At 60.1% G+C, this 13,218-nt stretch carries 13 protein-coding genes and 3 pseudogenes; 11 read left to right on the forward strand and 5 right to left on the reverse strand.

Annotated features, from left to right (window positions below):
• Positions 1-324 precede the first annotated feature (324 nt).
• The 10 genes and pseudogenes from ASE98_RS24355 to ASE98_RS24395 all read left to right on the forward strand — a co-directional run bounded on the left by ASE98_RS24355 (position 325) and on the right by ASE98_RS24395 (position 9,354).
• Complete coding sequence (locus ASE98_RS24355; RefSeq protein WP_060543852.1) at positions 325-1,698, forward strand: glutamine synthetase family protein; 1,374 nt, start codon at positions 325-327, stop codon at positions 1,696-1,698.
• Positions 1,699-1,707: 9 nt separating this feature from the next.
• Positions 1,708-3,099: an aldehyde dehydrogenase family protein gene (locus ASE98_RS24360; RefSeq protein WP_060543853.1), complete on the forward strand. Its 1,392-nt coding sequence runs from the start codon at positions 1,708-1,710 to the stop codon at positions 3,097-3,099.
• A 3-nt stretch (positions 3,100-3,102) separates the two neighbouring features.
• Positions 3,103-4,263 carry an iron-containing alcohol dehydrogenase gene (locus tag ASE98_RS24365; protein ID WP_060543854.1) on the forward strand — a complete coding sequence of 387 codons (1,161 nt, stop codon included), beginning with the start codon at positions 3,103-3,105 and terminating at the stop codon, positions 4,261-4,263.
• A 163-nt stretch (positions 4,264-4,426) separates the two neighbouring features.
• Complete coding sequence (locus ASE98_RS24370; RefSeq protein ID WP_060543855.1) at positions 4,427-5,983, forward strand: amino acid permease; 1,557 nt, start codon at positions 4,427-4,429, stop codon at positions 5,981-5,983.
• Positions 5,984-6,261: 278 nt separating this feature from the next.
• A pseudogene (locus ASE98_RS27590) lies at positions 6,262-6,459 on the forward strand (phage infection protein); the annotation flags it as partial.
• A gap of 119 nt (positions 6,460-6,578) precedes the next feature.
• Positions 6,579-6,902, forward strand: coding sequence for a DUF7693 family protein (locus ASE98_RS24380; protein WP_060543857.1), 324 nt, complete (start codon positions 6,579-6,581; stop codon positions 6,900-6,902).
• Positions 6,903-7,070: 168 nt separating this feature from the next.
• Positions 7,071-7,193, forward strand: a pseudogene (locus ASE98_RS26355) (helix-turn-helix transcriptional regulator); the annotation flags it as partial.
• A gap of 43 nt (positions 7,194-7,236) precedes the next feature.
• A complete protein-coding gene (locus ASE98_RS24385) occupies positions 7,237-7,959 on the forward strand; it encodes an SGNH/GDSL hydrolase family protein (protein WP_060543858.1) in 723 nt (240 codons plus the stop codon).
• Between the two features lie 24 nt (positions 7,960-7,983).
• Positions 7,984-8,412 (forward strand): nuclear transport factor 2 family protein, encoded by a 429-nt coding sequence (locus tag ASE98_RS24390; protein ID WP_060543859.1) that lies wholly within the window; start codon positions 7,984-7,986, stop codon positions 8,410-8,412.
• Between the two features lie 126 nt (positions 8,413-8,538).
• The gene (locus ASE98_RS24395) at positions 8,539-9,354 is read left to right on the forward strand and encodes a DUF1206 domain-containing protein (protein WP_060543860.1); all 816 of its coding nucleotides are present in this window, start codon (positions 8,539-8,541) and stop codon (positions 9,352-9,354) included.
• 117 nt (positions 9,355-9,471) lie between these two features.
• On the opposite strand, the gene ASE98_RS24400 is transcribed toward ASE98_RS24395, so the two are convergent.
• From ASE98_RS24400 to ASE98_RS24410, 4 genes and pseudogenes are all read right to left on the reverse strand, one after another.
• Complete coding sequence (locus ASE98_RS24400; protein WP_236707836.1) at positions 9,472-10,329, reverse strand: ZIP family metal transporter; 858 nt, start codon at positions 10,327-10,329, stop codon at positions 9,472-9,474.
• An 80-nt stretch (positions 10,330-10,409) separates the two neighbouring features.
• Positions 10,410-10,637 (reverse strand): annotated as a pseudogene (locus tag ASE98_RS27510) (manganese catalase family protein); the annotation flags it as partial.
• A gap of 65 nt (positions 10,638-10,702) precedes the next feature.
• Complete coding sequence (locus ASE98_RS24405; protein WP_060543862.1) at positions 10,703-11,083, reverse strand: c-type cytochrome; 381 nt, start codon at positions 11,081-11,083, stop codon at positions 10,703-10,705.
• A 238-nt stretch (positions 11,084-11,321) separates the two neighbouring features.
• A complete protein-coding gene (locus tag ASE98_RS24410; protein ID WP_060543863.1) occupies positions 11,322-11,966 on the reverse strand; it encodes a hypothetical protein in 645 nt (214 codons plus the stop codon).
• A 223-nt stretch (positions 11,967-12,189) separates the two neighbouring features.
• On the opposite strand from ASE98_RS24410, the gene ASE98_RS24415 reads away from it, so the two are divergent.
• Positions 12,190-12,507: an NIPSNAP family protein gene (locus ASE98_RS24415; protein ID WP_060543864.1), complete on the forward strand. Its 318-nt coding sequence runs from the start codon at positions 12,190-12,192 to the stop codon at positions 12,505-12,507.
• Between the two features lies 1 nt (position 12,508).
• Here the strand turns inward: ASE98_RS24415 and ASE98_RS24420 are convergent, their stop codons facing one another.
• Positions 12,509-12,967, reverse strand: a complete 459-nt coding sequence (locus ASE98_RS24420; RefSeq protein ID WP_060543865.1) for a GNAT family N-acetyltransferase — start codon at positions 12,965-12,967, stop codon at positions 12,509-12,511.
• Positions 12,968-13,218: the final 251 nt, after the last annotated feature.

The following is a 13,218-nucleotide window of genomic DNA, read 5'->3' on the forward strand; positions in this document are numbered from 1 at the left end:
GGCTCCCTCTCCCCCGTGGGGAGAGGGATGGGCGGGCGGCGTTCCGATGAGGGGAGTGGATATTCGCCACACCACATAACTCCCCGCCAAGTGAAAAAATCCACCCACGCAAAGCCCGGCCTCCCCCACCGGACTTTTTCATGCGCCGCATTTGCGCGTTCAACGCCGCTTTGAACTGGCAAAACTTGCACTTTGCCACTGTAGGCTAAGCTTTGAGCAACTCGTTGCTCACGATGCTCGATTCTGCAGGTTTTGGTTTTTTCTGGAGAGCGTCTGCAACAGCTATCTCAGACTGGCCCATACCTTTCACGCAGGATTGACGTGATGACCGAGCCCCTCCTCAGCTTTGATGCACTCAAGCGCGCCGCTGCCGCCGGCGAAATCGATACCGTCCTGGTCTGCATGGTCGACATGCAGGGTCGACTGGTGGGCAAGCGTTTCCAGGTCGAGTTTTTCATCGACAGCGGCCACGAAGAAACCCACTGCTGCAATTACCTGCTGGCCGATGACATCGACATGGAGCCCGTGCCCGGTTACGCGGCGGCCAGCTGGAGCAAGGGCTATGGCGACTTTGTGCTCAAGCCCGACATGTCCACCCTGCGGCGCGTGCCCTGGCTGGAGTGCACGGCGCTGGTGCTGTGCGACGTGCTCGACCACCACCATCGCCAGGACCTGCCCCACAGCCCCCGGGCAATTCTGAAAAAGCAGGTCGAACGCCTGCGCCAGCGCGGTTACACCGGCATGTTCGCCTCGGAGCTGGAGTTCTATCTGTTTGACGAGACCTACGAGGCGATCCACAAGCGCAACTATCACAAACCGAAAACCGCCGGCCATTACATCGAAGATTACAACATCCTCCAGACCACCCGCGAAGAGCCCGTGCTGCGAGCGATCCGCAAGCATTTGCAGGCCTCGGGCATTCCCGTGGAAAACTCCAAGGGCGAATGGGGCCCGGGCCAGGAAGAGATCAATATTCGTTATGCCGATGCCATGACCATGGCCGACCACCACGTCATCATCAAGCACGCCTGCAAGGAGATCGCGCAGTTGCAGGGCAAGGCGATCACCTTCATGGCCAAGTGGCGCTACGACGCCGCCGGTTCCAGCAGTCATATCCATAACTCGCTGTGGGACAAGAACGCGAAGAAGCCGCTGTTCTACGATGCCAAGGCCGAGTTCGGGATGTCGAAACTGATGCGCTCCTGGGTCGCCGGGCAGCTCAAGTACGCCAACGACATCACCTGCTTTCTCGCGCCCTACATCAATTCCTACAAGCGCTTCCAGGCCGGCACCTTTGCGCCGACGCGGGCAGTGTGGAGTCGCGACAACCGCACCGCCGGCTTTCGTCTGTGCGCAGAAAGCAGCAAGTCGATCCGCATCGAATGCCGCATCGGCGGCGCCGACCTCAACCCCTACCTGGCCTTTGCCGCATTGATTGCGGCGGGCCTGGCCGGTGTCGACGAGAAGCTCGAACTGGCGGCGCCGTTCGAAGGTGACGCCTACCTCGACGAGCATCTGCCGGAGGTGTCCAAGACCCTGCGTGATGCCAGCGCCGCACTCAAGGGCTCGAGCATGTTGCGCGAAGCCTTTGGTGATGAGGTGATCGATCACTACGTTCACACCGCCGAGTGGGAGCAGAAGGAGTACGACCGGCGGATCACCGACTGGGAACTGCAACGCGGCTTCGAGCGCTATTGAGCACATACCATGACTGCAAAGATTCAATTGATCTCACCGGTCGATGGCCGGGTGTATGTCGAACGCGACCGTGCTGACGCGGCGCAGATCGAACAGGCGCTGACGGCCGCTGCCAGTGCACAGGCGTTATGGAAACAGTACCCACTCAACGAGCGCGCGGCGTTTTGCAGCGCAGTGGTCGAGGCGATGCTGTCGATGCAGGCCGATATCGTGCCGGAGCTGGCCTGGCAGATGGGTCGCCCCGTACGCTTCGGCGCCGGCGAGCTGCGAGGTTTTGCCGAGCGCGCCCGGCATATGATCGCAATCGCGCCCGAGGCGCTTGCAGCGATAGAGCCCGAGCCCATTGCGGGTTTTCGCCGTTGCATCAAACGCGAGCCGCTGGGCACGGTGCTGGTCGTCGCACCCTGGAATTACCCTTACCTGACTGCGGTGAACACCCTCATCCCGGCGCTGATGGCCGGCAACAGTGTGATCCTCAAGCACGCCACGCAAACCCTGCTGGTTGGCGAGCGTTTCGCCGAGGCCATGCGCCGCGCCCATCTGCCGGATGGTTTGTTCCATAACCTGTTGCTTGACCATCAGCAGACCGCCGCGATCATCGCTTCGGGCCGCGTGCATCAGGTCAATTTCACCGGTTCGGTCGAAGCCGGCAGGGCCATGGAAAGCGCCGCCACGGGCCGTTTCATCGGTGTTGGCCTGGAACTCGGCGGCAAGGACCCGGCCTATGTGCGGGCCGACGCCAACCTCGAACATGCGGTGGAAAACCTGGTAGACGGCAGCTTCTTCAATTCCGGGCAGAGTTGCTGCGCCATCGAACGCATCTATGTCGACCAGAAGATCTACCCGGCCTTTGTCGAGGGGTTCGTCGAGTTGACCCGGCAGTATGTGCTGGGCAACCCGCTGGACCAGGCCACTACCCTCGGCCCGCTGGTTTCACCGGGCGCAGCGGATTTCGTGCGCGCGCAGATCGCCGAAGCATTGAACCTGGGGGCCAAGGCGCTGATCGATGCCAAGGCCTTTGCCGCTGATGTGCCGGGCAGCGCCTACCTTGCACCACAAGTGCTGGTAAACGTCAGCCACCAGATGTCAGTGATGCGCGAGGAAAGCTTTGGTCCGGTGGTCGGCATCATGCCGGTGGCCGGTGACGACGAAGCCATCGCCCTGATGAACGACAGCGCGTTTGGACTCAGCGCCGCCCTCTGGACCCAAGACCTCGCCGCCGCTGAACGCCTGGGCGACGAAATTGCCACCGGCACTCTGTTCATGAACCGCTGCGATTACCTGGACCCGGCACTGGCCTGGACCGGGGTGAAGAACAGCGGGCGCGGCGTCACCCTGTCGCGCCTTGGCTACGAGCACCTGACCCGGGCCAAATCCTTTCATCTGCGTCACGAGGTGTAGACCATGAGCCTGACTGGAAACTGGAACTACCCCACCAGCATTCGATTCGGTGTCGGGCGCATTGCCGAGCTGGCCGAGGTCTGTCGTAGTCAGGGCATCGAGCGCCCGTTGCTGGTCACCGACAGTGGCCTGGGCCGCGCACCGATCACCACGGCGGCGCTGGACGCCCTGCGCGCCGCAGGCCTGGCTGTCGAATTGTTCTGCGACCTCAAGCCCAATCCGGTCGAAGCCAACCTCGCTGGCGGGCTCGATGCCTGGCGCGCCGGCAAGCATGACGGGGTGATCGCGTTTGGCGGCGGCAGTGGTCTGGACATGGGCAAGCTCATCGCCTTCATGAGCGGTCAGACCCGACCGGTGTGGGATTTCGAAGACATCGGCGACTACTGGACCCGCGCCGATGCCGATCGCATCGCCCCGGTGATTGCCGTACCGACCACCGCCGGCACCGGTTCCGAAGTTGGCCGCGCGGCGGTGATCATCGACGACCGCACCCACACCAAGCGCATCATCTTCCACCCGAAAATGATGCCGCGGGTGGTGATCAGCGACCCGGCGCTCACTGTCGGCATGCCAGCGAAAATCACCGCCGGCACCGGCATGGACGCCCTCTCCCACTGCCTGGAGGCGTATTGCGCCCCCGGTTTCCATCCCTTGGCCGATGGTATTGCGCTAGAGGGCATGCGCCTGGTGGCCAACTCTCTGGTAAAGGCAGTACACACGCCGTCAGACCTTGAGGCACGCGCGCAAATGCTCGCGGCGGCGGCAATGGGTGCCACCGCGTTCCAGAAAGGCCTGGGGGGGATGCATGCGCTTTCGCATCCGGTGGGCGCTTTGTATGACACCCACCATGGCATGACCAACGCCACCTTCATGCCCTATGTCCTGCAATTCAATCGCTCGGTCATCGAGGAACGCATCACCCGGCTGGCGGCGTATCTGCGCCTGCCCTCCCCGGGTTTCGACAGTTTCCTCGCCTTCGTCCTCAAGCTGCGCAAGGACATCGGCGTTCCCCACACACTGGTCGAGTTGGGTGTGGATGACCTGCAGGCGGACCTGATCGCAGACATGGCGATTGTCGACCCCTCTGCCGGCGGCAACCCGCTGCCATTGACCCGGGACGGTGTGGCGAAGATTTTCGACGCGGCACTTCACGGCCGTCTGTAGGAGCGAGCCTGCTCGCGATGGACGTCAACGATGACGCGGGGAGCCTGACACCCCGCGTCGTCCTCAGTCCATCGCGAGCAGGCTCGCTCCTACAGAAAACCAAGGTCGAGCCTACGGCGGCTCAGTTCGGCCTGTCCAAAACCTGAAAAGGGGCACCCATACCATGAACCCAGCAAGCCAGCCCGGCACCGACGCCCACGACGATGACGTCAAGGTGCTGCACAGCATGGGCTATGCCCAGCAACTGTCGCGACGAATGGGCGTTTTCTCCAACTTCGCCATTTCCTTTTCGATCATCTGCATCCTCTCCGGCGGCATCAACTCACTGGCCCAGGGCACCTCGGGCGCGGGGGGAGCATCGATCGGCATCGGCTGGCCGATCGGTTGCCTGATCTCCGGGGTGTTCGCCATGGCCATGGCGCAGATTTCCTCGGCCTACCCCACCGCTGGCGGCCTGTATCACTGGGGCTCGATTCTCGGTAACCGCTTCACCGGCTGGCTGACCGCGTGGTTCAACCTGTTGGGGCTGGTCACGGTACTCGGCGCGATCAACGTCGGCACCTATTACTTTTTCTTCGGCGCCTTCGGACCGGCCCTGGGCATGGAAGACACCACCACGGTCCGGGTGATTTTCCTGGCGATCCTCACTGGCCTCCAGGCCTTGTGCAATCACCTGGGCATCGGCCTGACCGCCAAACTCACCGACTTCTCCGGCTACCTGATTTTCGCCACGGCGCTGGCGCTGACCATCGTCTGCCTGATCTCCGCGCCCAGCTACGAGTTCGCGCGGTTATGGACCTTCGGCAACTACTCTGGCGAGGCCGGCGGCAGTGTCTGGCCGCAGGCTTCGAACGGCTGGATCTTCATGCTCGGCCTGCTGCTGCCGATCTACACCATCACCGGTTATGACGCCTCGGCACACACCTCCGAAGAGACCCGCAACGCGGCCATGTCGGTGCCACGGGGCATGGTCATGTCGGTGGTCTGGTCGCTGCTGTTCGGCTGGGTGATGCTCAGCGCCTTCGTGCTGATGCTGCCGAACATGGATGAGGCGGCCAAGCAAGGCTGGAACGTATTTTTCTGGGCCATGAACACCCAGGTCAATCCGACGTTGAAGCTGGTGCTGTTCGTGGCGATTTTCATCTCGCAGGTGCTCTGTGGCCTGGCCACGGTCACCTCGGTTTCACGGATGATCTTCGCGTTCTCCCGGGACGGTGGCCTGCCTTGTTCCAAAGCCCTGTCCTCGGTTTCGCCGACCTTTCGCAGCCCGGTAGCGGCGATCTGGACCGGTGCCACCCTGGCTGTGTTGTTCGACTGGGGTTCCTCGGTGATCTCGGTCGGGGAAACGCCGGTTTATACGATCGTGGTGTCCTGCACGGTGATCTTCCTGTTCTTCTCTTTCGTAATTCCCATCGTGCTGGGCCTGTTTGCCTACGGGACGGCGAAGTGGCCGACCATGGGGCCATGGAACATGGGGCGCTTCTGGTACACGGTGTTCGCGCTGCTGTCGATCCTGTCGATGGTGATCATCTTCGTCATCGGCATCCAGCCACCGAATGATTGGGCGCTGTACATCACCATCGGTTTCCTGGTGCTGACGGCCATCGTCTGGTTCGGCTTCGAAGCCCGGCGCTTCCAGGGGCCGCCGATCGGCGACATGATCGTCAAGCGCCAGGCGGAGATTGCTGCGGCGGAAGCGGCGTTGAATAAGCCGAGCTGAATGCCGCTTCGGGCAATTGTGATCCACCTGTAGGAGCGAGCCTGCTCGCGATGGACGTTAACGATAACGCGTGCTTACTGACTAAACGCGGCGCTCTTGAGTCCATCGCGAGCAGGCTCGCTCCTACAGTAAATCAACATCAGGCCCGATCATCCGGGCCTTTGCGTAAACCATTAGCGGCATCGATAGTCACCATTGATTCAATGAAGTTCTTTAAAAAAATCCGCGGCGTAACATCTGCTCCATACCAACCCATGAGCGCCCCGGAGCACACCATCATGAAACGCCAAGTCCTTCTCAGCATCGCTTTCTCGGTTTTTGCAGTTAACGCTTTCGCCGCTACCTCTGCTCAACCCGTGGTCGCTGAAGGCGGCTCGGATCGCCTGATTGAAAGTCGTGTGGCCGAAGGTGGTTCCGATCGCCTGATCGAAAACCGCATCGCTGAAGGGGGCTCTGATCGCCTGATCCAGAACCGCACTGTGTGAATGCGTGGCTTCACCGCTGCACTCAACGAAAAGCCCGGCCTCATCAGCCGGGCTTTTTGGCATCCTCTTCGTTTATCCTGAGCACCCTTGATTCCACACTGGAGACAGCCGTGCCCGCCCTCACCGCCCGCGAGGTTTACCAGCAAATGCGTGACGTCGCCCAGGGTATTCGCGCTTTCGAGCGGCTCGACGAACAGTGCGGGCCCGGCCACGTCCTGGTCGACATCGATGGCTGGCGCCTGACCCTTGAGGTCGACGCCGGGCATCTGCGCCACTGCCTGCATGGCCAAAGCCCGGATGGCCGCGAGTATGCGTTCGACAACGGGCAACGCTTCGGCACCGACCCGGTCAGCCTGCTCAGCACCTGGGAACTGGCGCAGATAGAAAAGCGGCTGGTGCCTGCATCAGGCAATCCCGCGCCCGGGATCGATTGAATACATCGCAACCTGTCGTTCCCTGACCGCAGTTGTGATACACAAGATGCCATTGTGAGTCCGCGTCCAAGGAGGTTCTGCCCATGCCCCGTTCTCCACGCCTGCGGTACCTGCTGACGTGCGCCCTGCTCGGTTCATTGGCTTGCGCAACGCAGGCGAGCACATCGCCAGCAAGCCATCAACGCCATCGAGAACGGTCGTTTTGATCCAAGTCTGCCTCTTGCATTTCAGATCGCCCGGGCGTTTGCGCTGCCCATCGAGCATATTTTCGACGATGAGTTCGCAGGGTGATTCATGTCAGGTTGCTTTCCGGATGCTGGTCCAGGAATGTCTTATGAGCCACATTGAAACCTTGGCAAAAATCCTGCTCGGCCCCCTGTTACTGATGCAGGGCCTATACACCCGGCGTATCACGCCCAAGCTGCCGGAAGCCGAAGGCGAACGCCAGGGCGTGGCCGGCAGCGGCGATGCCCTGCGGTTGCTGATTGTCGGCGACAGTGCCGCTGCGGGCGTGGGTGCGTCGACTCAGGACGAAGCGCTCAGCGGTCGGCTGGTCAGTCGGCTGGCGGCTGATTATCAGGTGTCGTGGAAATTGCTGGCGCGCTCGGGCCTGGATTCACAAGCATTGCTGGCGCTGCTGGAACAGCACGCGCCAGAGCCCTTCGATGTGGTGCTGTTGTCGATCGGGGTCAACGACGTCACCAGTACCCTGGCGCTTGATCAATGGCTCGCCCGGCAACAGCGCTTGATGACGCTGTTGTGCGACAAGTTCGCGGTGAAGCAGATTGTCCTGTCGCCGTTGCCGCCCATGCACCTGTTCCCCGCGTTGCCGCAGCCGCTGCGCTGGTACCTGGGCTACAGGGCCCGGCGTTTCAACGCGCATCTCGCGGATCTGGCGCAGCGCGTGGATCAATGTACGATGCTGACAATCCGCCTGGCGCCCGAGGCAGGGCTGATGGCCAGCGACGGTTTTCATCCCGGGCCGCAGATCTACGGTCAATGGGCCGACGATGCCGCCGAGGTCATTGATAGACGCTTTAGAATATCCCGTCAGTAAAACAATAATAAACAGGAGTTGAAGATGTCCGAACTGAACCTGCACCCCAACGCCGCGGCGTCCCTGAAGCACTGGCACGCGATGATCAGTCGAAAAGACTTGGGTGCCTTGCCCGAACTGCTGGACCCGCAAGCGGTGTTTCGTTCGCCGATGGCCCACACGCCCTACCCCGGGGCGCCCGTGGTGTCGATGATCCTCAACACGGTGATGAACGTGTTCGAGGATTTCACCTATTACCGTGAGCTGGCGACGGCGGATGGCTTGAACGTCATCCTCGAATTCAGTGCGAAGGTCGGGGAGAAGGAGCTCAAAGGCATCGACATGATCCGCTTCAATGAGCAGGGCAAGATTGTCGAATTTGAAGTGATGGTGCGCCCGCTCAGTGGCTTGCAGGCGCTGAGTGAGCAGATGGGGCAGCGTTTGGGCGCGTACCTCAAGGCCAGCAAGGCCTGACGAATACCTCTTCGCCACCATCCCTGTGGGAGCGAGGTTGGTCAGTTGCTCAAGAGTGTCGAGCTTTATCGAACCCTTCTCCAAGCGATGGGGTCTGCTGCTATATAGCTCCTCGGAAATAATCCAATGTCCACTCAACACACGCTTGTCCTACTCGCTCGGGGCGGATATGTCGCTCGAGGTGTTCTGTATCTGATCATAGGTATCTTCGCTCTGCTGGCAGCTCAAGACTCGACAAAACCGAAGGACAGTCACAAAAGCCTTGAGGCGCTGTTAAGCCAGCCATTCGGATATGTCCTGGTCGGGCTAGTGGTGGCTGGTTTGGTAGCCTTCGCCGGGTGGCGAGTGCTGCAAGCGATTCGCGACGTTGATCATCACGGTACGAAACTCAAGGGGCTGGTGATTCGTGCAGGTTTGTTGGCGGGAGGTTTGGTTAACGGCGCGCTGGCGTTCTTTGCATTGGGCCTGCTCGTTAGCGGCGTCAGAAGTTCAGGTCACTCCGCAGGTGGGGAGACAAAGGATTTACTGGCGCATCTTTTGTCCTGGGATCACTCAAACGTGTTGGTCTACCTCGTGGCACTCGTGCCATTAGGTGTAGGCATTGCTCACATCATCAAAGGATGGAAGGCGTCGTTCGAGAAGTACTTTGAGGCGGACGAAGACGTAATGCGCTATATACGCCCGGTGGCTCGGTTCGGACTCATAGCCCGCGGCGTAGTGTTTATCGAGATAGCGCTGCTGCTGGCAATCAGCGGCTCGCGCTATAAAGCCACGGATCCCCCTGGCATGAAGGAAGCCCTTGATGCTCTCCAGAACCTGCCAGCCGGCGCTTTGATTTTGATGGTGATGGCTCTGGGCTTGATCGCCTTTTCGGCTTACAGCTTTTCCGAGGCTGCCTGGCGCAAGATAAACATGGATGTGCCGGGAGTCTCCGGATCTTGATCGCCCAGTAAGGCTCGTGCCTTTGCTGCATCGGCCAGCCGATTGGCATCGAATTACTCAGCCAGCAGCACGGCGGTGAGTCGCCGGCTTCGAATGGCGTTGATACCCGGATAGCGTTCAGCCCAATGCTGTATCAAGAAACATCATGACCCCGAACCCCAGCATCAGGCCTAACGTCGCGGGCGTTTCGTGGCCATTGCGATGTGTCTCTGGTATGACCTCATGGGAGACCACAAAGATCATCGCCCCTGCAGCAAGACCCAGAGCAACGGGATAGCCCAAGGCGAAACTGCTGGAAATGCCGAGGCCGACTACAGCACCTAATGGCTCCATCAGGCCTGATGCAACGGCAATCAACGCAGCGCGCAACGCGCCAATGCCGGTCACTCGCAGTGCCAATGCGACAGCAAGCCCCTCCGGAATGTCCTGTATGGCAATCGCCGTTGTCAGCGGCAATCCCACTTTCATGTCGCCGTTGGCGAAGCTGACACCGATGGCCATGCCTTCTGGCAAGTTATGCAGCGTGATAGCCAGGACGAAAAGCCACACCCGACTGAAGCGCTGCGCCTGAGGCCCTTTGCGTCCAATCTGCAAATGTTCATGGGGTACGAAACGATCCAGACCGACCATAAGCGCCACGCCCAATCCCAAGCCTGATACCACGACACACGCAGCCAGTAACTTGTTATGGCAAATGGACTGGGCTGCCTCGATGCCAGGGAGGATGAGCGAGAAGGAACTGGCGGCGAGCATCATGCCGGCGGCGAAACCCAGCATAATGTCTTGGGTACGCGCGGTGATGTCGCGCAACACAACCGCTGCGATGGAGCCAAACGCCGTGGCGCCAAAACCGCAGAGACCGCCTAGAAATGCATATTGCAAGTTGACCCGGTTCCCCCCGGTGAACGCACTGTATCCGCTGATAAGCAGCAGGGCGGTGACCCCGACGAGGGTTGACCAAAACAAGAGGGCCATCCATTTGCTACTTTTTCCTGCATTGATCCCGGAGTACCGAGATGTTTTCACAGGAGCGGATGGTTCAGACATTACACCTCCTATTTCCCGCTGGAGCGTTTTCGAGAAGCGCGCGGTGCGACCGGGAGAGTCTGCTTTGAAATCCGTTGCGCCTCTCGCTCAAACGAAATCGCAGTAGTGCCGATCAGCTGGTGAAAGTCTGCTATGGACACTTGTGAAAAATCAGACTGGATCGAGTGAAGCGCTTTTTCGAATGATAGTTGATGGGTTATTTCGCGGGTCATCAAAAACCCCAGAGCGTTTTTCACGCTCGACTGCTATCTGCACAAGCGCTTGCTAGCGTACTGGCTATTCACCACAGATGGCAAAAGGCTCACTGGGTCTTGAAGGTTTCCAGGTAGGCCAGCAGATCGTCGATTTTCTCCGGGTCACTGAGCCCCCAGAAAATCATGCGCGTGCCGGGTACCACTTTCTTCGGCGCCTCGAGATAGGCGATCAGGGTGTCGCGGTCCCAGACCAGGTTGGCGGATTTCATTGCGTCGGAATACACGTAGTCTGTGGTGACAGCTGAGGGGCGACCGATCACGCCATTGAGTTGTGGGCCAAAAAAAGCCCGGGCCGATTCGCCGATCTGATGGCAACCGCTGCACATACGCTTGTACACCTTTTGCCCGGCCTGGGCATCGCCTGCGGCGCTGGCGGGGGTGCTGAGCAGGATGGCTGCGGCGAAGGTCAGTGCGGCGATTTTCTTCATGGTCCATATCCAGTCCGGTGGTACGGACTATTGGAACATGGCACACGGCGGAAACCCAAATGGACTGGTGCCTGTCGGTTAGACAGGGTCACGGTGGGAGCGGGCTTGCCCGCGAAGGCGGCGGGTCAGGCAACTTCCATGTTGAAGCTGATGCCCCCTTCGCGAGCAAGCCCGCTCCCACAGGTTATGTGTGCCAGCAGGACCATTTCGCCGGTTTGGGACATGTTGCCGGCTCTTGCTAGCCCGCTGTTACCAGCGCCTTCAACGATGCATCGAACTGCTTCAATGCGCTCAGCTGCAGATCGCGCTGCTGTTCGATTTGTGCGGCGATTTGCGCAGCGGCCTTGTGGCTCCCCCATACCGACGGCAGTTGTTTTTCCACCGCGCCTTCGGCCTTGCCGATGTATTGCAGGTTGGCGTCGTAGAACCGCGCGGCGAATCGTGCCTCGACCCGGTCATTGCGCCGGGTCAGCAACTGGTTGTGGGTATCGAGCATGACCACTACGTCCGGGCGGGCTTGCAGCAGTGCATCGAGGTTGTCATAGACGGTCACGGACAGGAACCTGTGCTGCAACGAGCTCATCAGCCAGTCGATCGCCAGTTGCGGATCGGAGCTGTTGACGAATGCCTGGCGAATCCGCACATCCAGAGCGTTCTTTGCACCGTTCAACGCCACCGAGTGGTACTGCTCCAGGTATTGCAGGTTTTGCACGGTGTTTTCGCTGTAGAGCACCCCGACTGTCTGCCCATATCTCAATTCGCCGTCACTGCCGGCGATCGGCGGCAAATGGCAGGCCGGCGCGTCTTCGGCACGCGCCGATGCAGGGGTGGCAACATTACCCAGCAGCAGGGCGATCACAAACAGTCGGGTCAGCATCTTCATCGCGCAAATTCCTTTGGCAGCGTATTCGATGAAGGTGATTGTCCGCCTTTGCCGAAAAAACAGAACTTGCGATTTTTGATGATGACTATTGACTGAAGCAATAGTGCTGCGCGTGGCGTGATTGGCGCAAATTCACCGCTCAAAGTCGAGTGCATGGCTATGGACTTTGGCGACTGTCCACTACAGTGTTGGCCTTCCCTCAAACCTCGATCAAGGAAAGACCATGGTCACCTGCTACCTGAAATACGTCATCGATCCCTACCAACTCGAAGCGTTCGAACACTACGGCAAGTTGTGGATTCCACTGGTGGAGAAATTCGGCGGCCAGCATCACGGTTACTTCCTGCCGTCCGAGGGCGCCAACAATATCGCCCTGGCGTTATTCACCTTCCCCAGCCTGGCGGCGTACGAGGATTACCGGCAGCAGTCGATGAGCGATCCGCAGTGCATCGCGGCGTTCAAGTATGCCGAGGAGAAAAAATTCATCCTCAGCTACGAGCGCTCGTTCCTGCGACCGGTGTTCGGGGAACAAGGTCGCTGAATCAGCCTTTGTTCAAATCCAGGCAATAAGTGTAGTAACCGGTGTCGCGTACCCAGCCCCGGGCTTCATACAAACGCTGGGCAGTGAAGTTGTCGGTGGCGGTTTCCAGGGTCATGCCTTTGGCACCGGCCAGCCGCGCAAAGTCGCGGGCGGTATTCATCAACAGGGTCCCTACCCCTTTGCCGCGGGCGGCGGGGGTGGTGAACAGGTCGCCCAGCAGCCAGGTGCGGTGGGCATCGATGGAGGAAAAGGTCGGGAACATCTGCACGAAGCCCAGGGTTTCGCCGCCCTGCTCTTGCGCGTAGAAAACCACCGATTCATCCCGGGCGATACGCTCGGCGATGAATGCGCGGGACTGCGCCAGGTTTGACGGCTGGCCGTAGAAGCCCCGGTAGGCGTCGAAGAGGCTGGCGATTTTGTCGATGTCGGATGCGTCGGCGCGCAGGGCCAGGATAGCCATGAGGGTGCTCCATTGCGGTCTCAGGGATCTTCAGACTAGCAATGGCGAAGGCCCAGCGACGTAAAACTTTCTGAAAACACCACCGCCCCCCTGTGGGAGCGAGCCTGCTCGCGATAGCGGTCCGTCAGTCAACATCACTATTGAATCTGATGGCCTCATCGCGAGCAGGCTCGCTTGTATGGTAGGACTTGAAGGGAGGAGGAGGGACAAGGCTCGATTCTGACTGTTGACGCAGTACAGACCGTGGGAGA

Origin of the sequence: Pseudomonas sp. Leaf48 (genome assembly GCF_001421885.1) — a bacterium.
In the GTDB taxonomy this organism is placed as follows: Bacteria; Pseudomonadota; Gammaproteobacteria; order Pseudomonadales; family Pseudomonadaceae; genus Aquipseudomonas.

Coding starts and splice junctions, on each gene's coding strand:
- ASE98_RS24355 (WP_060543852.1), top strand. CDS start 325: ATGACCGAGCCCCTCCTCAGCTTTGATGCACTCAAGCGCGCCGCTGCC.
- ASE98_RS24360 (WP_060543853.1), top strand. CDS start 1,708: ATGACTGCAAAGATTCAATTGATCTCACCGGTCGATGGCCGGGTGTAT.
- ASE98_RS24365 (WP_060543854.1), top strand. CDS start 3,103: ATGAGCCTGACTGGAAACTGGAACTACCCCACCAGCATTCGATTCGGT.
- ASE98_RS24370 (WP_060543855.1), top strand. CDS start 4,427: ATGAACCCAGCAAGCCAGCCCGGCACCGACGCCCACGACGATGACGTC.
- ASE98_RS24385 (WP_060543858.1), top strand. CDS start 7,237: ATGAGCCACATTGAAACCTTGGCAAAAATCCTGCTCGGCCCCCTGTTA.
- ASE98_RS24390 (WP_060543859.1), top strand. CDS start 7,984: ATGTCCGAACTGAACCTGCACCCCAACGCCGCGGCGTCCCTGAAGCAC.
- ASE98_RS24395 (WP_060543860.1), top strand. CDS start 8,539: ATGTCCACTCAACACACGCTTGTCCTACTCGCTCGGGGCGGATATGTC.
- ASE98_RS24400 (WP_236707836.1), bottom strand. CDS start 10,329: ATGGCCCTCTTGTTTTGGTCAACCCTCGTCGGGGTCACCGCCCTGCTG.
- ASE98_RS24405 (WP_060543862.1), bottom strand. CDS start 11,083: ATGAAGAAAATCGCCGCACTGACCTTCGCCGCAGCCATCCTGCTCAGC.
- ASE98_RS24410 (WP_060543863.1), bottom strand. CDS start 11,966: ATGAAGATGCTGACCCGACTGTTTGTGATCGCCCTGCTGCTGGGTAAT.
- ASE98_RS24415 (WP_060543864.1), top strand. CDS start 12,190: ATGGTCACCTGCTACCTGAAATACGTCATCGATCCCTACCAACTCGAA.
- ASE98_RS24420 (WP_060543865.1), bottom strand. CDS start 12,967: ATGGCTATCCTGGCCCTGCGCGCCGACGCATCCGACATCGACAAAATC.